The 21237-nt window shown below is 62.1% G+C and carries 19 protein-coding genes and 1 tRNA gene; 6 read left to right on the top strand and 14 right to left on the bottom strand.

All coding sequences use genetic code 11. The annotated features are described in order from the left end of the window. Positions 1 to 8 precede the first annotated feature (8 nt). The gene (locus N4T19_RS03660; RefSeq protein ID WP_260719496.1) at positions 9 to 2042 is read right to left on the bottom strand and encodes a DUF1631 domain-containing protein; all 2034 of its coding nucleotides are present in this window, start codon (positions 2040 to 2042) and stop codon (positions 9 to 11) included. A gap of 62 nt (positions 2043 to 2104) precedes the next feature. After that, positions 2105 to 3766 carry an energy-dependent translational throttle protein EttA gene (gene ettA, locus N4T19_RS03655; RefSeq protein WP_027010548.1) on the bottom strand — a complete coding sequence of 554 codons (1662 nt, stop codon included), beginning with the start codon at positions 3764 to 3766 and terminating at the stop codon, positions 2105 to 2107. A gap of 254 nt (positions 3767 to 4020) precedes the next feature. On the opposite strand from ettA, the gene N4T19_RS03650 reads away from it, so the two are divergent. The 3 genes from N4T19_RS03650 to N4T19_RS03640 all read left to right on the top strand — a co-directional run bounded on the left by N4T19_RS03650 (position 4021) and on the right by N4T19_RS03640 (position 9067). Continuing rightward, positions 4021 to 5802: a DEAD/DEAH box helicase gene (locus N4T19_RS03650; RefSeq protein ID WP_182341092.1), complete on the top strand. Its 1782-nt coding sequence runs from the start codon at positions 4021 to 4023 to the stop codon at positions 5800 to 5802. Positions 5803 to 5927: 125 nt separating this feature from the next. Then, entirely contained in the window at positions 5928 to 7040 is a 1113-nt protein-coding gene (locus tag N4T19_RS03645) for an endonuclease/exonuclease/phosphatase family protein (protein WP_260719495.1), read from the top strand. Between the two features lie 212 nt (positions 7041 to 7252). Next, positions 7253 to 9067, top strand: a complete 1815-nt coding sequence (locus tag N4T19_RS03640; RefSeq protein ID WP_260719494.1) for a M14 family metallopeptidase — start codon at positions 7253 to 7255, stop codon at positions 9065 to 9067. 196 nt (positions 9068 to 9263) lie between these two features. On the opposite strand, the gene N4T19_RS03635 is transcribed toward N4T19_RS03640, so the two are convergent. From N4T19_RS03635 to N4T19_RS03625, 3 genes are all read right to left on the bottom strand, one after another. Further along, positions 9264 to 9340: transfer RNA gene (locus tag N4T19_RS03635), tRNA-Arg, on the bottom strand. Between the two features lie 275 nt (positions 9341 to 9615). Beyond that, a complete protein-coding gene (locus tag N4T19_RS03630) occupies positions 9616 to 10002 on the bottom strand; it encodes a PRC-barrel domain-containing protein (protein WP_409935195.1) in 387 nt (128 codons plus the stop codon). 31 nt (positions 10003 to 10033) lie between these two features. Then, positions 10034 to 10216, bottom strand: coding sequence for a CsbD family protein (locus N4T19_RS03625; RefSeq protein WP_021028228.1), 183 nt, complete (start codon positions 10214 to 10216; stop codon positions 10034 to 10036). 489 nt (positions 10217 to 10705) lie between these two features. Between N4T19_RS03625 and N4T19_RS03620 the strand changes: the two genes are divergently transcribed. Next, on the top strand, positions 10706 to 11026 hold the full coding sequence (locus N4T19_RS03620) for an FHA domain-containing protein (RefSeq protein ID WP_260719493.1): 321 nt from the start codon (positions 10706 to 10708) through the stop codon (positions 11024 to 11026). Between the two features lie 91 nt (positions 11027 to 11117). Here N4T19_RS03620 and N4T19_RS03615 read toward each other — a convergent pair whose 3' ends face one another. The 9 genes from N4T19_RS03615 to icd form a co-directional block, all read right to left on the bottom strand. After that, complete coding sequence (locus N4T19_RS03615) at positions 11118 to 12191, bottom strand: alcohol dehydrogenase (RefSeq protein WP_182341083.1); 1074 nt, start codon at positions 12189 to 12191, stop codon at positions 11118 to 11120. A 219-nt stretch (positions 12192 to 12410) separates the two neighbouring features. Beyond that, positions 12411 to 12908, bottom strand: coding sequence for a disulfide bond formation protein B (locus N4T19_RS03610; protein ID WP_232539330.1), 498 nt, complete (start codon positions 12906 to 12908; stop codon positions 12411 to 12413). A gap of 134 nt (positions 12909 to 13042) precedes the next feature. Continuing rightward, a complete protein-coding gene (locus N4T19_RS03605; protein WP_182341080.1) occupies positions 13043 to 14176 on the bottom strand; it encodes a sulfate/molybdate ABC transporter ATP-binding protein in 1134 nt (377 codons plus the stop codon). 23 nt (positions 14177 to 14199) lie between these two features. Next, positions 14200 to 15165 carry a sulfate ABC transporter permease subunit CysW gene (cysW, locus tag N4T19_RS03600; protein ID WP_165841235.1) on the bottom strand — a complete coding sequence of 322 codons (966 nt, stop codon included), beginning with the start codon at positions 15163 to 15165 and terminating at the stop codon, positions 14200 to 14202. Positions 15166 to 15177: 12 nt separating this feature from the next. Then, a complete protein-coding gene (gene cysT / locus N4T19_RS03595) occupies positions 15178 to 16050 on the bottom strand; it encodes a sulfate ABC transporter permease subunit CysT (protein WP_260719492.1) in 873 nt (290 codons plus the stop codon). 72 nt (positions 16051 to 16122) lie between these two features. Next, positions 16123 to 17127, bottom strand: coding sequence for a sulfate ABC transporter substrate-binding protein (locus tag N4T19_RS03590; RefSeq protein WP_116927330.1), 1005 nt, complete (start codon positions 17125 to 17127; stop codon positions 16123 to 16125). A gap of 119 nt (positions 17128 to 17246) precedes the next feature. Next, positions 17247 to 17798, bottom strand: coding sequence for a DUF1439 domain-containing protein (locus tag N4T19_RS03585; RefSeq protein WP_260719491.1), 552 nt, complete (start codon positions 17796 to 17798; stop codon positions 17247 to 17249). A gap of 31 nt (positions 17799 to 17829) precedes the next feature. After that, positions 17830 to 18474 (bottom strand): trimeric intracellular cation channel family protein, encoded by a 645-nt coding sequence (locus tag N4T19_RS03580; protein ID WP_232539329.1) that lies wholly within the window; start codon positions 18472 to 18474, stop codon positions 17830 to 17832. Positions 18475 to 18530: 56 nt separating this feature from the next. Further along, positions 18531 to 19796 (bottom strand): NADP-dependent isocitrate dehydrogenase, encoded by a 1266-nt coding sequence (gene icd / locus N4T19_RS03575; protein WP_116927332.1) that lies wholly within the window; start codon positions 19794 to 19796, stop codon positions 18531 to 18533. A 315-nt stretch (positions 19797 to 20111) separates the two neighbouring features. Between icd and N4T19_RS03570 the strand changes: the two genes are divergently transcribed. Together N4T19_RS03570 and N4T19_RS03565 are read left to right on the top strand one after the other, a co-directional pair. Next, positions 20112 to 20555 carry a DUF192 domain-containing protein gene (locus N4T19_RS03570; RefSeq protein ID WP_116927333.1) on the top strand — a complete coding sequence of 148 codons (444 nt, stop codon included), beginning with the start codon at positions 20112 to 20114 and terminating at the stop codon, positions 20553 to 20555. Between the two features lie 89 nt (positions 20556 to 20644). Then, a complete protein-coding gene (locus tag N4T19_RS03565; RefSeq protein ID WP_116927334.1) occupies positions 20645 to 21229 on the top strand; it encodes a peroxidase-related enzyme in 585 nt (194 codons plus the stop codon). Positions 21230 to 21237: the final 8 nt, after the last annotated feature.

Here is a 21237-nt window from a genome sequence, read left to right as displayed (position 1 = left end):
GCCAGCACTCAAACCGGCCGTACCGCCCGCTCCTGCGCCAGCTTCTCGAGCATGCGGCGCGTGATCGATTGGCTCGCGCCGCCGCTGGCGACAAACAGGAACATGGTCGAGCGCGCATTGGTCCAGCTCAGCTGCTTGGGCACCCAGCCACCACCTTGGCCCAGGAACTCCAGCCAGACCCCGGCCTCCAGGCGCTTGCCGCCAATCCACAGCCCCACGCTGTCGGGCTTGGGGGCATCGAGCATCGAGCCCGTCACGATGATGGCGGGCTCATCCTCACCCATGGCGTCCACGGCCTCGGGCAGCTGAGCCCAGGCCGATGGGGTTGGCGCAGGCGACAACGCAATGGCCCCCGCAGAAGCGGGCAATGGCGCGGCCACGGCCGGCACCGCATGGCGCCCCTCTTCCTGCACCATTTGCAGCTCCACCAGCGCGCTGGGCGCCATCTGCGCGACGGCGGTGAGCACCGGTGCAATGCGCTCGGGCATCCAGCCGATGCTGGTCAGGCCGGCCTTCAGGCGCGTGAGAAGCGAGGGGATCAGCATGTCTGCATCGCTGTGCATGCTGGCACTGGCATGGGCCCCTGCCAGGGCCAACACGTCGTCCACCGCCTCTTGGTAGGCGCGGTAATGCGATGAATCCTGGCCTGAGCGCTCGGCCGCCTGCAGCAGCACCTTGGGCCAGGCGCCCGTCAAGGCTGCCAGCAGCGCCGGGTCCACATCAAAGCTGTGCAAGCTGGTGGCCAGGCGCAGCATCACCTCGGCCTCGATCTGCTCCAGGTTGGCAGACGCTCCAGGGCCTGGCGTGGCGGCGCTGGCCGCCAGCGGCGCTGGGGCTGGCTGTAGCGCAGGCTCGGGCTGATGTCCGGCTTTGGGTGCGGGCTGCGCCAGCACCTCGCGCTCTGCCTGCATCTGGGCCAGTTGCGCCCAGTCGGATTCAGGGCTGATGCTGATGAGGCCCGACGCGCCCCACTGGCTCTCCAGCAGCATGCCGCTGGAGTAGCCCGAATCATTGACATCCTGCAGCGCCGACGACAGCCGGGGCTTGAGCCGCACGCCAAAGCGGCTGAGCGCCTGGGCGAAATCTGCCGCACTGGGCTGGGCCAGGGCCGACAGCGTCTCGACCGTCTCGGTCACCAGCTGCGGGAACTGCGGATCGGACAGCGCGCGGCCCTCTTCCTTGAGCACCGTGGCCTTGTCGACAATGGTTTGCACCAGCACGCGGGCGGGGTGGTCGGCATCGGTCCAGAACGAGCTGTCCTGGGCGGCCATGCGCTCCATCACCGGGATCAAGGTTTTATAGGCCCGGACGGCGCCCACGGGGCAATGCGCCGGGATGTCGAACAGGCTCTTGGTCCGCTGCACAAAGCTGCGGGTATTGTCTTTGGCGGCGCGGCGCTTGAGCTCGGCCTTGGCCAGCAGCTCGGCATAGCTGTTCATCGCCAAGGTCATGATGCGCTGGTAGCTGGTCTGCAGGTGGTCGGCCATGACGCCCACCATGTCGGGCAGAAACAGCGCGGTTGCGTCGGCAGAAATTTCCACATCGCTCAACGTGGCCTGCAGGCTGTCGAGGTATACGGTGTGGTGCAAAGGGTTACCGTTGCGCCAGTAGCGGGTGATCTTGCGCAATGGGCGGTAGACGCGCTCCAGGCCCGTCAGGCTTTGCTCGGTCTGCTGCAGCAGGTTGATCTGCATGCGGCCCCATTCGATCTGGGCGCGCAGCGCGTTGCGGTCTTCCTGCAAGCCATCGGCCTGGCCCTGGCCGCTCATCTGCGCGTGGTAGTCCTCGCGCTTGCCCTCCGCAATCGCAAAGACGGCCTGGCGCAGACGCAGCGCATACGCGAGCGGCAGTTGCGCCTTCTTGCTGGCCAGCTGGGATTGCGCGTACAGCAACAATTGTTGATCTTGTGCGTTGCTGTAAGACGACAACTGCGCAGCCAAAGACGCCAAAGCCGCATTGCCCATGGCAGCCATCAAAGGCTCGGCCTCATGCAATGCCTGCTCCAGACAGGTGTCAAATACCGATACGGCCCGTTGCTCCACGCTTCACCTCTCCCAGTTGAAACGCCCGGCGCTTGGCAAAAGCGACGGGCGTACGGTGTGGGTTACTTCAGGGCTTTGTAGCGCATCCGCTTGGGCGCTGCCCCTTCTTCTCCCAACCGCTTCTTCTTATCTGCCTCGTATTCTTGATAGTTTCCATCAAAAAATACCCATTGGCTATCCCCTTCCGCCGCCAGAATGTGGGTCGCAATGCGATCGAGGAACCAGCGGTCGTGGGAAATGACCAATACTGTACCCGCATATTCCAGCAAGGCGTCTTCGAGTGCACGCAGGGTTTCCACGTCCAGGTCGTTCGAGGGCTCGTCCAGCAGCAGCACGTTGCCGCCCTGGATCAGTGTCTTGGCCAGGTGCAGGCGACCGCGCTCACCACCGGAGAGGTTGCCCACCTTCTTTTGCTGGTCCTGGCCGTTGAAGTTGAAGCGACCCGCATAGGCGCGCGAGGCCATCTGGAACTTGCCCACGTTGATGATGTCCAGGCCGCCGGAGATGTCCTCCCACACGGTCTTTTCATTGGCCAACGCATCGCGGTGCTGGTCCACAAAGGCCATCTTCACCGTCTGGCCGATTTCGACCTCGCCCGAATCGGGTTGCTCCTTGCCGGCGATCAGCTTGAACAGCGTGGATTTACCCGCGCCGTTGGGGCCGATGATGCCGACGATGGCGCCCGCCGGAATGTTCATGCTCAGGTTGTCGATCAGCAGACGGTCACCAAACGCCTTGGAGACATTCTTGAACTCGATCACGCGGCTGCCCAGACGCTCGGCCACAGGAATGAAGATTTCCTGGGTTTCGTTACGTTGCTGGTATTCGTAATCGCTCAGCTCTTCAAAGCGGGCAATACGGGCCTTGGACTTGGCCTGGCGGCCCTTGGCGTTCTGGCGCACCCATTCGAGCTCCTTCTTCAGGGCCTTGGCACGGGCTTCCTCGCCCTTTTGCTCCTGCTCCAGGCGGTTGCCCTTTTGCAGCAGCCAGTCGGAGTAGTTGCCCTTGTAGGGGATGCCATGGCCTCGGTCCAGTTCCAGAATCCATTCGGCCGCGTTGTCCAGGAAGTAGCGATCGTGGGTGATGGCCACCACGGTGCCGGTAAAGCGGTGCAGGAACTGCTCGAGCCAGTCCACCGATTCGGCGTCCAAGTGGTTGGTCGGCTCGTCAAGCAGCAGCATGTCGGGCTTGGACAACAGCAGCTTGCACAGCGCCACACGGCGCTTCTCACCACCGGAGAGTTGGCCGACGATGGCATCCCAGGCGGGCAGGCGCAGCGCGTCGGCCGCGATTTCGAGCTGGTGCTCGGAGTCGGTGCCCGCAGCGGCGATCACCGCCTCCAGCTGGCCTTGCTCGGCAGCGAGCGCATCGAAGTCGGCGTCTTCTTCCGCATAGGCGGCATAGACCTCTTCGAGGCGTGCCTTGGCATTGTTGACTTCGGCCATCGCCTCTTCAACCGCCTGGCGCACGGTGTGCTCGGGGTTGAGCTGAGGCTCTTGCGGCAGGTAGCCAATCGACAGTCCCGCCATCGGGATGGCTTCGCCTTCGAACTCCTTGTCGACGCCCGCCATGATCTTGAGCAAGCTGGACTTTCCCGAACCGTTCAGACCCAGCACACCGATCTTGGCGCCCGGGAAAAAGCTCAGAGAAATACCCTTCAGAATCTGTCGCTTCGGAGGAACCGTCTTGGTGACGTTGTTCATCGAAAAAACGTATTGAGCCATGTGTTCTTTTGGTAAATCAGTAAAAAAATATGCGATTTTTGATCGCGGCCACCCTGGGATTATCGGTGCATGCGACAATACCCGCAGTCAAAGGCTCCAGTTGCCTAGGACTTCAGCGCTAATGCTGGGGACGATGGACACAGTTCCGGGCTCCCTCTTTGAACCCATCTGCCTACCTGACTGGCTGCAATTATTCCAAAAAATTGCTTAGACGAGGCCGATACCCAGCGTCCAGGTTGGACGCATCTGATCCAATGAACTTTGAAGAACTGAATCTGGCACCTGCCATTGTGCAGGCTGTGCGCGAACAAGGCTACGACACGCCTACCCCTATCCAAGCCCAGGCTATCCCGCTCGTGCTACAAGGCTGCGATTTGCTGGCCGGCGCACAGACGGGCACCGGCAAGACGGCCGCTTTCACGCTGCCCATGCTCCAGCGCCTGACCCAATCTGAAGGCAGCCGCAACAAATGGGGCAACAAGGCCATCCGCGCACTGATTCTGGCCCCCACCCGCGAGCTGGCCGCCCAGGTCGAAGAAAACGTGCGCCTCTACGCCACGCACCTGGACATCAAGTCCACCGTCATCTTTGGTGGCGTGGGCATGAACCCACAAATCGACCGCATCAAAAAGGGCGTCGATGTGCTGGTGGCCACTCCCGGCCGTCTGCTCGATCTGCAGCAGCAAGGCTTTCTGGACCTGTCTACGGTCGAGATCCTGGTGCTCGACGAAGCTGACCGCATGCTGGACATGGGTTTCATCCACGACGTGAAAAAAGTGCTGGCGATGGTGCCCAAGGACAAGCAAAGCCTGCTGTTCTCGGCCACGTTCAGCGATGAAATCCGCGAGCTGGCCAGTGGCCTGCTGAAGAACCCGCAGTCCATCCAGGTGACGCCGCGCAACACCACGGTGCAGCGCATCAAGCAAGTGATCCACCCTGTGGGCCGCGGCAAGAAAAAGCAGGTGCTGCTGCACATCGTGCAGGAAAACAACTGGAGCCAGGTGCTGGTCTTCACCCGCACCAAGTTTGGCGCCAACAATGTGGCCGAATACCTCAGCAAGAATGGCGTCTCGGCCATGGCGCTGCACGGCAACAAGAGCCAAAGCGCCCGCACCCAGGCCCTCGAAGGCTTCAAGTCCGGCGATCTGCGCGCGCTGGTCGCCACCGATATTGCAGCACGCGGTATCGACATTGATGAATTGCCCAACGTGGTCAACTACGAGATCCCCAATGTCTCGGAAGACTACGTGCACCGCATCGGCCGCACCGGCCGCGCTGGCCGCGAAGGCAATGCCGTGAGCCTGGTGTGCATGGATGAAGAAGGCTTCATGATGGACATCGAGCGCTTCACCAAGCAGGACATTCCTGTGCAGGTGCTCGAAGGCTTTGGTCCGGAAGAAGGTGAAAAGGCCGAACCCATCGCCATGGGCCGCCAGACCATCTGGGGCGGCGCAGGCAAGGCCCCCGGCCGTGATGTGATGCAGGCAGCGGCCAAGGCTGCCCGCCAGGAAATGATGGAACGCGTGCGCACCAACAAGGTCGCTCGCGGCCCTGGTGGCAATGCAGGCGGCGGCCAGCGCGGCGGCAATGCCAAGCGCAGCCCCGGCCCACGCGCTGAACGCGCCGAAGGCGGTGCAGAGTTTGGCGGCGAAGGCCTGGACCAGGCACGCCGCGAGCAGCGCCCACCACGCCGCGACGGCCGCCAAGGCCCACGCCACCCCTCGGGTGAGGCGCGTGGCCCACAGCGCGCGTCGCAAGGTCCACGCCAGGCGGGCCCCGGTGCAAGTCGCGGCCCGCGCCAGGACAGCGAACGCCAGCCACGCGCTGATGCCCACCTGGGCACGCAGTTTGGCGGCACGGTCGATGGCCGTGACCATCGCCGCAGCGGCGCGGCCCAGCCCGATCCGATGCGCACCAGCGTGGACAGCATGGCCGAGCGCGGCCGCCGCGGCGGCTTTGGCGGTGGCAACCGCAATGGCGGCGGCGGCGGTGGTGGTGCAGGCCGGGGCGGCCGCAACCACTCCTTCTCGCGATAGATCGCGATAAACAGCGTTCTGGGCCGTCGCATTTCTACCGCCATCGCCGATGGCAGTTGATTTGGACGCCCAATTCCGCTAGGGTTAGGCCGCATTCGAAAGCGAGTTTCATGCGGCCTTTTTCTATGCCCTCTTCCGCTGCCAACCCTGCAGCGCTTCCCTTGCCTCCCGACACCTTGACGGTCGCCACCTGCAATGTGCTCAACCTGGCGCTGCCCGAGCGGGAGTTCTACGCCAACCAGGCGCCCTACACGCGGGCGCAGTACGAGCGCAAGACGCAATGGCTGGGCGGCCGCTTTCAGACCCTGAATGCAGACATTCTGGCCGTGCAGGAAGTATGGGACGAAGCCGCCTTCACCGAAGCACTGGCCGCCAGCGGCCTGCACTACCACTATGCGGTGGTGCCCGGCGCAGAAAACACCGAAGGCCGGGCTGGTGCCAGCGGCACCCCCCGCGTGGGGCTGGCTACGCGGCTGAAGGTGCTGGCCACGCGCTCGTTCATCGATTTTCCTGCTGGGCTGGGCCAGCCCATTCCGGGCCTGGGCGTCCACACCCGCTTTGAGCGCCCGCCACTTGTCGCCACCTTGCAGATGAAACGCGGCCAGATCCTCACGGTGCTCACCTGCCACCTCAAATCCAAGCGCCCCAAGTTTCTACTCGATGCCAGTGGCAATCCGCTCGAAGACCGCGACAACCCCAAGATCGCCGCCCTTGCCTCCTTGCGCTCGCTGGTCATGCGCGGCGTGGAAGCCACAGCGCTGCGCTGCCTGGTGATCGACCTGCTGCGCCACACGCGCATGCCCTTGGTAGTGCTGGGCGACTTCAACGACACGCCCGACAGCGTCACCACGCAGATGATCTCCGCCAGCTCCGAGGTCGCTTACGACCGCAAGGCCCGCGACCGCGCGCTGTTCAATGCCTTCGATCTGCTGGGTGATGCAGCGCTGAAAAAAGATGTAGCCTATTCCCACATCCACCAAGGCGCACCCGCAGTGCTCGACCAGATTCTGGTCAGCGAGGAATTCGACCCGCGCAGCCGCCATGCCGTGGGCGATGTGCGCCGCGTCGATTACTTCAACGACCACCTGCATGAAGGGCGCGACCGCAGCCGCTCGGACCACGGTTTTGTGCGTGCGCTGCTGCGCATGCGGGCCCTGACACCCGGGGCTGGTTCCGGGGATTGGTCGCCCGACCTGGATGCGGCTGGTACATTCGAGCAGTCGCATGATGGCGCCTAGCGCCCTGCGACGCTGAGGCGCTTCCTCCGGGCCTGCGATGAACCCGCCTGCCAGGCGGCACCGCAGCGGCGCAAACCGCCGCCGACAGCGTGTGTTTCAGATACGCACGGAAACTTATTGTTTCGCACCCATCCTACGTAAAAGCTGCACGCGGCTTTGCATAATGGCAACGTATTTTTCAGGAGGGGCGTGATTCGTCACGCACAACAACGATGATGAAACCCGACGCAGTATCCCCATCCACCCAGCGCGCAGTGCCAGGCTGGACCAGCCTGACTGTCATCGCCGCAGCGCTTGCGCTGTCCGCATGCTCGAGCACGCCACTGCCTGCCTGGAACAGCACGCCGATCGCGGGCGGCCAGCCAGCGCCCGGGACAGTCACCACCAAACCTGCCAGCGGCCCCAGCCCCGTACAGATCCCTGGCATCGGCAGCCCAGGCGTGGTCGCCACGCCGGTCGAGACGGTTCCGCTGCAAGGCAGCCCTCTTGGCGGATGGAAGGAGAGCGACGAAGTCGCTGCCCGATTTCCCGATCCCGAGCGCAGCTACGCCACGCCAGGACTGAGCGCGGGCCGCACCACCTACACCAGCAATGCCGAGCTGGGCCAGTGGCTGCGCCAACTGGCCACGCCAGGCCAGTCCGGCACCAAGGCCGAGCTGGTCACCGCTGGTACCTCGCAGGAAGGCCAGCCCATTTTGGCGCTGTTGCTGACCCGCGCTGCCAGCACCAGCTTGCATGACCTGGACCAAAGCCAGCGCCCTACCGTGCTGCTGATCGGCCAGCAGCATGGCGATGAGCCCGCCGGCAGCGAAGCGCTGCTGGCCCTGGCCCAGGACCTCAAGCAAGGCCCGCTGGCCTCAGTGCTCGACAAGATCAACGTGCTGCTCGTGCCCCGCGCCAACCCCGATGGCGCAGCCGCTGGCCGGCGCAGCACCGCCAACGGCCTGGACATGAACCGCGACCACCTGCTGCTGCAGACGCCCGAAGCCCAGGCGCTGGCCAAGCTCAGCCGCATCTACCGCCCCATTGCGGTATTTGATGCCCATGAATTCACCGTGGCCGGCCGCTATCTGGAGAAGTTCAAGGGCGTGCAGCGCTATGACGCGCTGCTGCAAACGCCGACCACCGCCAATGTGCATGAGTTCATCGCCAAGGCGTCGACCGAATGGTATTTGCTGCCCATGCAAAAGGCGCTGACCGAGCAAGGACAGAGCACCAACTGGTACTACACCACCACCCGCGACCCGCAGGACCTGTCGCTGTCCATGGGCGGCGTGCGCCCCGATACGGGCCGCAATGTGAACGCGCTCAAGAACGCCGCCACGATGCTGGTCGAGACCCGGGGTGTCGGCATTGGCCGCGCGCATATCCAGCGCCGCGTACACAGCCAGTATGTGGCGCTCGCCTCGGCACTGCAGACCACCGCCCAGCGCACCAAGGAGCTCGAGCAGGTGCGCAACTACGCGAACCGCGACATCGCCTCCCAGGCCTGCCGGGGCGAGTTCACGCTGGAGTCGCAACAAACCACGGAAAAGCGCCGCGTGGTCTTCCTCGACCCGCAAACGGGTGAGGAGATGCAGCAGGAAGTGGACTGGCACTCTTCGGTCAAGCTCAACCCCGGCCCCAAGCGTGCACGCCCTTGCGGCTACTGGCTGGCGGGCTATGCCACCGACGCTGTCGACAAACTGCGCGCGCTGGGCCTGCAGGTGCTGCGCGTGGCCGAGCCCGGCAACCTGCTGGCCGACACCTACCAGGAGCAAGAACGCAGCAGCAGCGCCAAGAGCGATGTCTTGGGCCCTGGGCAGCAGAGCGTGGAGCGCGTCAAGGTCGGCCTGGAGCGTGTCGCCATCGACGTGCCCGAAGGCAGCTACTACGTTCCGCTGAACCAGTCGCTGGCCAATGTGGCGATTGCGGCGCTGGAGCCCGACACGCAAAGCAGCTTTTTTGCCAACCACATCATCTCCAGCCTCAACGATGTGGCCCGGTCGATGAACAATCCCTCGCTGGTTTACGAAGAGACCGAGTAAGCGCTACCCTGCCCTTCGTAGCCATGCATTGATCGATGCATGGCTGGCTCTGATTAGAAAATGCCCGCAGTACTTTTGAACTGCGGGCATTGCTTTTGGGTAGTTGAACAGTCATACGATGCTACACACGGCGTGTGATCAGTATGGGGAATGCGATTGTGTGCGGCAGCAGCAGCTAGCCTGCTGCATAGGAGTTTGGCCTGCCCGACAGGGATCGAACCTGTGACCCACAGCTTAGAAGGCTGTTGCTCTATCCAACTGAGCTACGGGCAGATGTTTGGTTGATGGAGGTATTTTGCCGGTATGGGCGCAACCTGAGACCCAAGATATGCGGAGCGCTCCACATGGGTCGTTTTGTTTTTTATGACTGGGCGTCATTATGCACTGAATCACCCGGCCCAACCTCGCGACAGGCCTGGCCAAGCCAAAGATGGATGGGTAGAGGCAGTGGCGGTCCAGCAAGCGGATCCAAGTGCAAAATGACAAACGCTATCCAACGCAACAAAGCCCCTTTCGGGGCTTTTCAAGTCTGATCATCGACGCAGCAATTATTTCTTGGCGTACTCAAACTTAGGCAATGCCTTGAGCGCATCCTTGGTCGCACCCGGCAATGTGATCTTGTCATTTTGCACGCGGAACTGGCCCACAGGGATCGCGACATCATGCTTGCCAACGCCCAGAAAACCGCCAGCACCGATGATGGCATAAGAGACGGCCTTGTCGGGCGCAACGATCACGTCGTCGATCTTGCCCACGGACTTGCCTTCTTCGTTGTAAACGCTCTTGCCGAGAACAGACTTCTTGAGGCTCCAACCCGTGGCAACGGCCTGGATTTCCGTCTGCTCGACACCCAGCTTTACGCCACCTGCAACGGGCACTTGTGTCTGCGCAAAGGCGGAGCCCGCAGCCATCGTGATCGCAAAAGCGCCCAGCATCAATATCGATTTGGATTTCATCGTCAACTCCTTATTTCTTCGCAGCGTCTTTGGCGGCTTCTTGCACATTGCCTGCTGCCTTCTGTGTCTTGCCTTCCACCTGCTTGGCAATGCCCTTGGCCTGCTGCTCGGGGCTGTTCACTGCTTCACCGACCTTCTGCTGGACCTTGCCAGCCGCATCTTTGACGGCACCTGCGACTTGATTCTTGTTCATGCTTTTTCCTTCAGTGGTGTTGCAAAGCAACGTTGGGATGGCTCAACGATAGCGCGCAACAACAGGCAAAACGCTAGGTGCAGTACCTGTCCGGTAGTGGGGATAGGCTTACAGCGGCTCACCATGGATGGTTCAACGATCGCCTTTGCGCTGGAGGGAGGTAGTGATGCCCGGCCCTGTTTGTGCTTGGATGCGCGTGAAATTTGTTGGTGCATCCTCAGTGCTGAGCTGCGGACCATCTGAAAACCGCGCTCAAAGCCTTTGAGTAAAACGGTAGGGATTGACACAAAGCCGGCACCCAGGATGGGTACTAACCCCTACAATCGCGCACCCTTTTTTAGATTATTTGTTTTTATTTGGTTTTTTTCATAGTTTTTGCGCATTGAGCGCTGCTATGACAATGATTGGCAATGTGTATCAATTGTGAGCGAATAATAGATGCATAATCCGCCCAGACCTTTCAATAGCCAGTTCCTCCAGGAGCTCACCATGTTGCCGGAAATCCTTGTTCGTTCTGATCTGCAATCTCCCCCCCGCGCCATCCAGCTGGAGCGCGGTTGCACGGCCATTGGCCGAGGTCCGAGCAGCGGTCTGTTCCTGAGCGACCCGAGCATCAGCCGCGACCATGGGGCCTTCAACTACTACATCGGCCTGTTGATGGTCGAGGACCATGACAGCACCAATGGCATCTTTGTCAACGGCCGCCGCGTCAAGCGCCAGGTTTTGTATGCGGGTGACCAGGTCAGCGTCGGCCCTTTCCAGATCGTCGTGAAGTCCGGCTCCGTGCCGACCTTGGAGACGCAGGACTAAGCGCTGCCGCCCCACGAAAAAAGTCCGCATTCGCGGACTTTTTGCATGGCCACTGCATGGTCAGTGGCGGTCTGGTTCAGCGGCGGGAGATTCAGGCCACCGCTTCTTCGTTGGGGGTCAGCATCAGGCGCCCCACGGCCTTGCCCTGCTCCAGCGCCACCAGCGCCGAGAACGCCTTGCTGAAATGCATGCAGGTGGTCGGCACCGGGCTCAGCTTTTTGTCGCGCACCAGTGCGATCAGCTCGCGCAGATCGCCCAGGTTGCCCACATAGGTGCCTTGGTAGGTAATGGCGCGGATCGCATGCGTGGGCGTGGGCAGGTCCACATGGCCGCCAAACAGGCCAATCTGTACCAGGTGGCCGCCCTTGGTCAGCATGTCAATGCCCTGCTGCACGGTCTGGCTCGAGCCCACGCAGTCAATGATGGCCCAGACGGCGCCACCGGCAGCCTCCTTGACCTCCGCGATGAAGTCCGCCGACTTGGGATCGATGACGACATCGGCGCCCGCATTCAATGCCGCTGCATGCTTGCTGGCATCAGGCTCGACCACCACGACGCCAGCGCCACCCATGGCCTTCATCAGCAAGATGGCCATCAGGCCCAGGCCGCCTGCGCCAAACAACACAACCTTCTCGTCCTTGAACACCTGGGGGGAGATCTTCTTGATCGCGCTGTAGGTGGTGAGACCCGAGCAGGCATAGGGTGCGGCGCGCTCGGCGGGCATGTCGCCGATGTCCACCAGGTAGTAGGCATGGTTGACCAGCACATGGTCGGCGTAGCCGCCATTTTGGTACACACCCATCGATTTGCCAGCCAGGCAAAGGTTTTCGTCACCGCGCTTGCAGACCTTGCATTCGCCGCAGCCATGCCAGGGGAAAACCACATAGCGCTTGCCGATCTCGACACCCTTGGCGTCCGGGCCCATCGCCACCACCTCGCCGGCGATCTCATGGCCCAGGGTCAAGGGCAGCTTCATGCCGCGGTCGGCCATCGACAGCTTTTTGCCATTGCCCAGGTCGTACTCGCCATGCCAGATGTGCAGGTCCGAGTGGCACACACCCGCGGCCTCAATGCGCACCAGCACCTGGTCTCCGGTCGGTACGGGGGTTGGGCGCTCGCTGCGCACCAGGGGTTCACCAAAGCCGGTGACGTCATAGCTGATCATGCGATCTCCTTGTTGCTTGTTCGTTGTAATGAGCCGGGCCAACGGGCCTGTCTCGATGCCTGTCAGATGAGCATGTTAGTGCGGCAGTGTTTCTGCACAAGCTCGCTATCACGCACACCAGTCGCATTGGCGATAAAGCGTGGGCGGGCATCTGCCAGCGCAGGTCGGGCATAAAAAACGCCCCTCAAAAGGGGCGTTGGCATGCAGCACCGAAGGTGCTTAGCGCTTGGCTTTGAACAAGGCCAGCAGCAGCACAATGGTGAAGCCAGCGAAAGCGATGAAGGACCAGTTGGCAATCGACAGACCCAGAAAGGTCCAGTCGATGGCCGTGCAATCGCCCGAGCCACGGAAAATCATCGGCAGCGAGCGGCTGATCGGGTAGTTCTCGATCATGCCGTAGAAGTCGCGCCCGCAGGTAGCGAACTCCGGTGGATTCCATTGCAGCCAGCTTTGGCGCGCTGCGGTAAAGGCACCAAAGGCCGAGAACAGCAGCGCCAGGCCGCCAAAGCTCTTCCACCAACCGGCCGACGAGGGCCGCAGGCTGCCCAGCAGTGCCAGCACACCGACTGCAATCAGGCAGTAGCGCTGCACGATGCACATCGGGCAGGGCTCCAGCCCCACCACGTGCTGCAAATACATGCCAAAGGCCATCATGGCCGCGCAGGCCACAAAAATCAGCGCCAAGGTGCGGCGCGGTGCGTTCCAGATCCAGTTCAAGTCATGTCCTTATGCTGCCAACCCCGCCATCTTACGCGTACAGACCTGCAGGGGCCTGAAACCAGAAAACCGGCCCCACCTCATGGGCAGAACCGGGTCTCACAGCATCAGGCGCAGGCGCGAGCGCCAGGGCATTAGATATTGGCTGCTTGATCGAGAAAAACTCGGGCTTGGCGCGGTGTCACCACCAGCGTCTCGCCTTCCTTGAGGCCCATGGCTTTGAACTGCTGCGCAGAAATCTGCGCCTCAATGAGCTTATCGCTGTTCGAAGCCTCGGCACCCTGGGCTTGGTGCCCGCCAATGGCAATAAGTTCCAGACGGGCGATGGGGCCGACCACAATCGCGCGGTCGAGCTGGGCGACGATGCCGCGCTGGCGGCCATCGGCGTCTTTTTCCTGGCCGGGCGAGTAGCGCTCCACATCCAGCTCATGGGGCCGCACATAGGCCAGCGCCTGGGCATTGTTGGCCGAGGCAAATTCAGGCGAATCGATCTGCACGCCCCCCTCCACCACCGTATGCCCGCCGGTGGCGCGGCCATGGAACAGGTTGACATCACCCAGAAAGCCGTAGACGAAGGGGCTGGCCGGGCTGTCCCAGACTTCCTGGGGCGTGCCGGCCTGCTCGATCTGGCCCTTGTTGATCACGACCACGCGGTCGGCCACTTCCAGCGCTTCTTCCTGGTCATGGGTCACGAAGATGCTGGTCACATGCAGCTCGTCGTGCAGGCGGCGCAGCCAGCGGCGCAGCTCCTTGCGCACCTTGGCATCGAGCGCGCCAAAGGGCTCGTCGAGCAGCAGCACCTTGGGCTCTACCGCCAGCGCGCGGGCCAGCGCAATACGCTGGCGCTGGCCGCCCGACAGCTGCGAGGGGTAGCGGTCTGCGATCCAGTCGAGCTGCACCAGCTTGAGCAGGCTCATCACCTTCTCGCGGATCTGGCCTTCACTGGGGCGCTCCTTGCGGGGCTTGATGCGCAGGCCAAAGGCCACGTTCTCGAACACCGTCATGTGGCGAAACAGCGCGTAGTGCTGGAAAACAAAGCCTACGTTGCGGTTGCGCACATGCACATCGGTGGTGTCTTCTCCGCTGAACTGGATGGTGCCCTGGTCCGCAGACTCCAGGCCCGCGATGATGCGCAGCAAGGTGGTCTTGCCGCAGCCCGAGGGGCCCAGCAGCGCGATGAGTTCACCGGATTTGATGTCCAGGTTGACGTTATGGAGCGCTTTAAAGCTGCCAAACGACTTGGAGATGTTTTGGATTTCAATGCTCATATCCGACCTCGAAAATACCGTGTTTATGCCGTGACTGCGCTGTCATCGCGCGGCCGCTCGGGCGGCAGGCTGGCTGCCTCTTTGTGCTCTTTCTCGGCACGCCACTCGGCGATCGATTTGAGCACCAGGGTCACCAGCGCCAGCAAGGCCAGCAGCGACGCCACCGCAAAGGCTGCAGAAGACTGAAAGTCGGCATACAAAATCTCGACATGCAGCGGAATGGTGTTGGTCTGGCCGCGAATGCTGCCCGAGACGACTGAGACCGCGCCAAACTCGCCCATGGCTCGTGCGTTGCACAGGATGACGCCATAGAGCAAGCCCCATTTGATATTGGGCAGGGTTACGCGCCAGAACGTCTGCCAGCCCGATGCTCCGAGCACAATGGCGGCCTGCTCCTCATCATTGCCCTGGGCCTGCATCAGCGGAATCAGCTCACGGGCGATGAAGGGGAAGGTCACGAACACGGTAGCCAGCACAATGCCCGGCACGGCAAAGATCACCTTCAGGTTATGGGCCTCCAGCCAGCTGCCAAACCAGCCATTGGCACCGAACAGCAGCACATAGGTCAGGCCCGCCACCACCGGCGACACCGAAAACGGCAGGTCCACCAGCGATGTCAGCAAGGCCTTGCCCTTGAATTCGAACTTGGCAATCGCCCAGGCGGCAGCCACACCAAACACCAGGTTCAGCGGCACGGCAATCAGCGCCGTGATCAAGGTCAGCTTGATGGCCGACCAGGCATCGGGCTCGGTAAGCGCTGCCACATAGGTGTCCCAGCCCTTGCGCAGCGCCTCGACAAACACGGCCACCAGCGGCAGCAGCAAAAACAGCACCATGAAGGTCAGCGCAATACCGGTCAGGGTCCAGCGCACCCAGCGCGGCTCGGTCACGGTGCTCTGCACTTCGGGCGCATGGCGGGCCACATACTGGTAGCGCGCCAGCACCGTACCCAGCACCACCACCACGATGGCAATCAATACGAGATACATGGTTGGCATGGCTTAAATCCCCGCACGCTTGCGCTGCCAGCTTTGCAGGCCGTTGATGAGAAGCAGCAGCACGAAGGAGATCACCAGCATCACCATCGCAATGGCGGTGGCACCGGCATAGTCATGCAGCTCCAGCTTGGCCATGATGACGAAAGGCGTGATCTGCGACTCCATCGGGATGTTGTTGGACACGAAGATGACCGAGCCATACTCGCCCACCGCGCGGGCAAAGGCCATCGCAAAGCCGGTCAGCAGCGCCGGCCCGATCGCGGGCAGGATCACCTTGTAAAAGGTTTGCCAGCGCGATGCGCCCAGGCTGCCGGCAGCCTCTTCCAGCTCTTTTTCAAAATCTTCGAGCACCGGCTGCACCGTGCGCACCACAAACGGCAGGCCGATAAAGATCAGCGCAAACACGATACCCACGCGGTTGAACACCAGCTGGATGCCCAGCGGCGCAAAGTACTGGCCAATCCAGCCGTTGTCGGCCAGCAAGGCGGTCAGCGAAATGCCGGCCACGGCCGTGGGCAGCGCAAAAGGCAGATCGACCAGCGCATCGACGATCTTCTTGCCTGGGAACTTGTAACGCACCAGCACCCAGGCGATCAGCATGCCAAACACCAGGTTCACCAGTGCGGCGATCAGTGAGGCACCGAAGGTGACCTTGTAGGCGGCCACGGCAATGGGTGCGGAAATCGTGGTCCAGAACTGGTCCCAGGTCAGCTCAAAGGTCTTGAACAGCAAGGTCGCCAGCGGGATCAGCACAATGATGCTGAGGTAGAAAATGGTGTAGCCCAGGGTGAGCCCAAAGCCTGGCAGTACCCGTTTGGCACTCCGGCGTTTGGCACTGGGCACGGCGTTGGCCGGGGCAGTGATGGCAGCTAACATGGATTCCGATCGGCAAAAATCTACAGAAAATACGCAGTCAGCGCCCGGCTGGCAGGCGCTGCTGCTGGCTCATCACTTCTTGGGGTCGGTAAACAGCTTGTCGAAATAGCCGCCGTCGCTGAAATGGGTCTTTTGCGCCTCGCCCAGGCTGCCGAAGTACTTGGCCACGGTGAACTGCTTGATCGGCTTGAACACGTCGGCGTGCTTTTTCAGCACCGCTTCGCTGCGGGGACGGATCGCATGGTTGGCAGCGATTTCCTGGCCTTCATCCGAGTAGAGGAAATCGAGGTAGGCCTTGGCCAGCTCGGCCGTGCCCTTTTTCTCGACTGTGCGCTCGACCACGGCGACCGGGTTTTCAGCGGTGATGCTCACCGATGGGTAGACGGGGTCCACCTTGCCTTTGCCAAATTCACGGTCGATGGAGACCACTTCCGATTCAAAGGTGATCAGCACATCGCCCACATTGCGCTGCAAGAAGGCGGCGGTCGCATCGCGACCGCCCTTGGCCAGCACCGGCACGTTCTTGTAGAGCTTGCTGATGTAGGCCTGCGCATCGGCGTCCGAGCCACCCTTTTCACGGGCTTGGCCCCAGGCAGCCAGATAGGCGTAGCGGCCATTGCCACCCAGCTTGGGGTTCACGACCACCACCTGCACACCGGGCTTGATCAAGTCATCCCAGTCCTTGATGCCCTTGGGGTTGCCGTTGCGCACCAAAAACAGCATGGTCGAGGTGGTGGGTGATGCGTCGTTGGGAAACTTCTTGGCCCAGTCCTTGGCGACCACACCCTTGTCGGCGAGGAACTCCACATCGGTCGTGGTGTTGAAGGTCACCACATCGGCGGCCAGGCCTTCAGACACGGCACGCGCCTGGGCGCTGGAGCCGCCATGGGACTGGTCGACCTTGATGTCAACGCCCTTGGTCTTCTTGTAATGGGCGATAAAGGCTGTGTTGTAGTCCTTGTAGAACTCGCGTGCGACGTCATACGAGACATTGAGCAGCTGGTTTTGTGCCAGCACCGAACCACTGGCCACCACCGCTGCGGCAACCACCAAAGATTTCAATCCACCCAGTTTCATGTTCTGCTACCCGTTCGTATGAAGTGATGTAGCAAATTGTGGACTTTTGTACTTAAAACTCAAACGAATATATTCTTGTTAATTTATGGTGTTTTGAGAATAAAGAAAAAAGCGCAGCATCACAGGCCCAAAATGACGACGAGCACACCCTTGTCCACCTTGATGTCGCGCACCGCCATGCGCGCAACGCGCTGGCGCGCGTCCGATGCATTGAGCGTGTAGATCGGTTGCTGGGCCAAGTACGAGGTCATCGCGGCCTCCAAAGCGACCTGCGCCATCGCCGTGCGCCGGTCATCGAGGCCCTGCACCACCATCTTGTCCATCACCGGCTGGTCCAGAAAGATCGCGCCGCGCTCGGCGTCATAGCGCAGTGAGGAAGACACATCGATCTGCGCGCCCAGCAGCTGACTGCCGCTGGTGTTGGTCGTGACCGTCATGTTCAGCCCAAAGTCGACGCGCTCGCTGTCCTCACTCAAATGCACCCGCGGCTGCGCCATGGTGACCGACACCAACGGGTAGCGCTGGGTCAGCGGTAGGCGTTCGGCGAGCTTTTGCTCGAGCTGCGCCTGGCTGATGCGGATCTCATAGGTCTTGCCCGCCAGGTACCAGATGGCAGCGGCGCCCACCAAGGCCAGCAGCGCCAGCAGTGACCATACAAATTTTTTTCCCATGCCTGCACAACTCCTCTAGCTACAACCTTGTTTATTCCACCCGCCAGCTCGGCAGCCGCCAATGCCGCCACAGCGCAATCGCCCGCAGCCCGGCGGTGACGAACACACAGCCGAGCATTGGTGCCATCTCGGGCACGGGCGAGCTGCGCAGCAGCAGATCCACCCAGCCACCGACAAAAGCGCAGACTGCATAGGGCTGGTGGTCACGGAAAGCCTGCGGGATCTCGCCGCACATCACATCGCGCAACACCCCGCCAAACACCCCGGTGATTACGCCCATCATCACGCAAATGAGCGCGGGCAGCCCTTGCTCGGCAGCCATGTCCACGCCCACCGCGGCAAACAGGCCCAAACCCAGCATATCGGGCCAGAGCATGGCGCGCTCGGTCAGCGCAAAATGGCGCTGCCGCAAAAACACGATGGCCAGCAGGCTGATGCCCAGGATCACCCAGACAAAGGTCTCCTGCCGCACCCAGAAGAAGGGCCGCTGGTCCAGCAGCAGATCGCGCAAGGTGCCGCCGCCAAACGCGGCCACAAACGCCACCACGCAGACGCCGACGACATCGAGCCTCTTGTGCGCCGCCTTGATCACCCCGGACAGCGCAAACGCGATCGTCGCCGCGATCTCCAGCACCTGGCGCGCAGTGTCGATGATGTGCGGTGTGTCCATGGCCATGGGCAACAAGGTAAGGGGCGGTGTGCGGCTTGGTGCGCACCCCCGCCGGTGGAAGGTCAGGCAGCTTGCATATTGCTGATCATCTCGTCGCCAAAGCGCGAGGTGCTGACCTGCGTGGCGCCATCCATCAGCCGCGCAAAGTCATAGGTCACGCGCTTGGAGGCAATGGTGGCCTCCATCGCGGCAATGATCAGGTCCGCCGCTTCGCTCCAGCCGATGTGGCGCAGCATCATCTCGGCCGACAAGATCAGCGATCCTGGATTGACATAGTCCTTGCCCGCATACTTGGGCGCTGTGCCATGCGTGGCCTCGAATACCGCCACTTTGTCTGACAGATTGGCACCCGGCGCAATGCCGATGCCGCCCACCTGGGCGGCGACCGCGTCCGAGATGTAGTCGCCATTCAAATTGAGGGTGGCGATCACCGAGTAATCGGCCGGGCGCAGCAGCACCTGCTGCAAGAAGGCATCGGCAATCACATCCTTGATGATGATCTCGGAGCCATCCTTGGGGCTTTTGAGGCGCATCCAGGGCCCCCCATCGATGACCTCGGCGCCGAACTCCTTCTTGGCCAGCGCATAGCCCCAGTCGCGGAACGCGCCTTCGGTGAACTTCATGATGTTGCCCTTGTGCACCAAGGTCACGCTGGGCTTGTCATGGTCGATCGCATACTGGATGGCCTGGCGCACCAGGCGCTCGGTGCCTTCGCGCGAGACAGGCTTGATGCCGATGCCCGAGCTTTGCGGAAAACGGATCTTCTGCGAGCCGATCTCCTGCTGCAAAAAGGCGATCAGCTTGACGGCTATATCGGAGCCGGCCGCAAACTCGATACCGGCATAGATGTCTTCGGAGTTCTCGCGGAAGATCACCATATGCGTCTTGTGCGGCTCGCGCACCGGCGAGGGCACGCCTTCAAAGTAGCGCACCGGCCGCAGGCAGACATACAGGTCCAGCGTTTGGCGCAGGGTGACGTTCAGCGAGCGGATGCCGCCGCCCACCGGCGTATTCAACGGCCCCTTGATGGCAACCAGGTACTGGCCGATGGCATCCATGGTTTCCTGGGGCAGGCTTTGGCCCTCGCCATACAGGCCAACTGCCTTGTCACCGGCAAACACTTCCATCCAGGCGATGCGGCGGGCCTCGCCATAGGCCTGGGCCACCGCTGCATCCACCACCTTGCGCATCACCGGCGTGATGTCGCGGCCCACGCCATCGCCTTCGATAAAGGGGATGATGGGCTGGTCGGGCACGCACAGGCTGTGGTCTGCATTGGCCGTGATGGCCTGTCCGCCCTCGGGCTGCTGGATATGTTGAGCACGCATCGTCACAAATCTCCCAATCTGATTCTTCGCCCAGCCCCACACCAGGCACCAGGCGCATGTGTTACCGCCAACGATTCTATCGACAAATACCGGCCCGCCCTGACTGCGCAGATGCGACAGCCAGACACCGCACCGCGCATGGCACAGCGGGCCCGCAGCAAAGCGGGCATGGTGTATAAAACCGGCTATGGCGCGCTGCGCCGCCACGGCACATCTCGTGCACCCTGCTTTGTGAGAGTCTTGACCACCATGTTCCCCACCCCCTTGGCCATCCGTTCTTCCCGCCTCGCTCAGCGCTGCCTTGCCGCATCGGCCATGGCCTGCGCATTGGCCGCGGCCTTGCCGGCTGCGGCGCAGCAGGCCGCACCCACCGGAGAGCCCCAGATGCAGCTGGCCCGCACCGAGCTGACGGCCGGCATGCACCGCATCCATGCGCAGGTGGCGCAAACGGCGCGCGAGAAGGAAATCGGCCTGATGTTCCGCAAGGAGATGCCGGCCAACGAAGGCATGCTTTTTGTGTTTGACCGCCCCGGCACTCAGTGCTTCTGGATGAAGAACACCCTGTTGCCGCTGACCGCCGCCTTTGTCAGCGATGACGGCACCATCGTCAACCTGGCCGATATGCAGCCGATGACCGAGGACTCGCACTGCTCGAGCAAGCCGGTGCGCTATGTGCTGGAGATGAACCAGGGCTGGTTCAAGCAAAAAGGCATTGCCGCTGGTACCAAGCTGCGCGGCCGCCCTTTTAGCGCAAACTGACCCTCCCCTGCAGTAGTCACCAACAGGCAGGCCCGGCGCAGGGCTTGCCTCTATGATGGTCCGCAGAACAACCCTGTGGAGACAAGACCATGGCTGCAACTGCGCGCTACCCCCTGCCTGACCTCAAGAGCCTGCCCCAAGACATCCAGGCCCGCATTGCCCAGGTGCAGGAAAAGGCCGGCTTCATCCCCAATGTATTTTTGGCCTTTGCACGCCGCCCGGCGGAATGGCGCGCCTTCTTTGCCTACCACGATGCGCTGATGGAGCGCGAGGAAAGCAGCCTGAGCAAGGCCGAGCGCGAGATGATCGTCACCGTCACCAGCGCCCACAATGAATGCCTGTACTGCGTGGTCGCGCATGGCGCGCTGGTACGCATCTACGACAAGGCCCCGATGCTGGCCGACCAGTTGGCCGTGAACTACCGCAAGGCCAACATCTCGGCGCGCCAGCGCGCGATGCTGGATTTCGCGATGAAGGTCTGCACCCGCTCTCAGGAGATTGACGAGGCCGACTTCAGCGCCCTGCATGCCCATGGCTTTGATGACGAAGACATCTGGGACATCGCTGCGATCACCGCCTTTTTTGGCCTGAGCAACCGCATGGCCAGCTTTGCCGGTATGCAGCCCAATGAGGAGTTCTATCTGATGGGGCGCATTCCCCGCAGCAAGTCATAAGAAAGGCG

The organism is Comamonas squillarum, assembly GCF_025309455.1.
In the GTDB taxonomy this organism is placed as follows: domain Bacteria; phylum Pseudomonadota; class Gammaproteobacteria; order Burkholderiales; family Burkholderiaceae_C; genus Comamonas; species Comamonas squillarum.
This window is presented reverse-complemented; position numbering and strand designations above follow the sequence as displayed.

Excerpts from the sequence above, each read along its gene's own strand:
- cysW (WP_165841235.1), bottom strand. The coding sequence starts at position 15,165 with ATGTATCTCGTATTGATTGCCATCGTGGTGGTGGTGCTGGGTACGGTG.
- N4T19_RS03620 (WP_260719493.1), top strand. The coding sequence starts at position 10,706 with ATGTTGCCGGAAATCCTTGTTCGTTCTGATCTGCAATCTCCCCCCCGC.
- N4T19_RS03615 (WP_182341083.1), bottom strand. The coding sequence starts at position 12,191 with ATGATCAGCTATGACGTCACCGGCTTTGGTGAACCCCTGGTGCGCAGC.
- N4T19_RS03645 (WP_260719495.1), top strand. The coding sequence starts at position 5,928 with ATGCCCTCTTCCGCTGCCAACCCTGCAGCGCTTCCCTTGCCTCCCGAC.
- icd (WP_116927332.1), bottom strand. The coding sequence starts at position 19,796 with ATGCGTGCTCAACATATCCAGCAGCCCGAGGGCGGACAGGCCATCACG.
- ettA (WP_027010548.1), bottom strand. The coding sequence starts at position 3,766 with ATGGCTCAATACGTTTTTTCGATGAACAACGTCACCAAGACGGTTCCT.
- N4T19_RS03590 (WP_116927330.1), bottom strand. The coding sequence starts at position 17,127 with ATGAAACTGGGTGGATTGAAATCTTTGGTGGTTGCCGCAGCGGTGGTG.
- N4T19_RS03630 (WP_409935195.1), bottom strand. The coding sequence starts at position 10,002 with ATGCTGGGCGCTTTTGCGATCACGATGGCTGCGGGCTCCGCCTTTGCG.
- N4T19_RS03650 (WP_182341092.1), top strand. The coding sequence starts at position 4,021 with ATGAACTTTGAAGAACTGAATCTGGCACCTGCCATTGTGCAGGCTGTG.
- N4T19_RS03605 (WP_182341080.1), bottom strand. The coding sequence starts at position 14,176 with ATGAGCATTGAAATCCAAAACATCTCCAAGTCGTTTGGCAGCTTTAAA.
- N4T19_RS03625 (WP_021028228.1), bottom strand. The coding sequence starts at position 10,216 with ATGAACAAGAATCAAGTCGCAGGTGCCGTCAAAGATGCGGCTGGCAAG.
- cysT (WP_260719492.1), bottom strand. The coding sequence starts at position 16,050 with ATGTTAGCTGCCATCACTGCCCCGGCCAACGCCGTGCCCAGTGCCAAA.
- N4T19_RS03580 (WP_232539329.1), bottom strand. The coding sequence starts at position 18,474 with ATGGCCATGGACACACCGCACATCATCGACACTGCGCGCCAGGTGCTG.
- N4T19_RS03640 (WP_260719494.1), top strand. The coding sequence starts at position 7,253 with ATGATGAAACCCGACGCAGTATCCCCATCCACCCAGCGCGCAGTGCCA.
- N4T19_RS03570 (WP_116927333.1), top strand. The coding sequence starts at position 20,112 with ATGGCCTGCGCATTGGCCGCGGCCTTGCCGGCTGCGGCGCAGCAGGCC.
- N4T19_RS03585 (WP_260719491.1), bottom strand. The coding sequence starts at position 17,798 with ATGGGAAAAAAATTTGTATGGTCACTGCTGGCGCTGCTGGCCTTGGTG.
- N4T19_RS03565 (WP_116927334.1), top strand. The coding sequence starts at position 20,645 with ATGGCTGCAACTGCGCGCTACCCCCTGCCTGACCTCAAGAGCCTGCCC.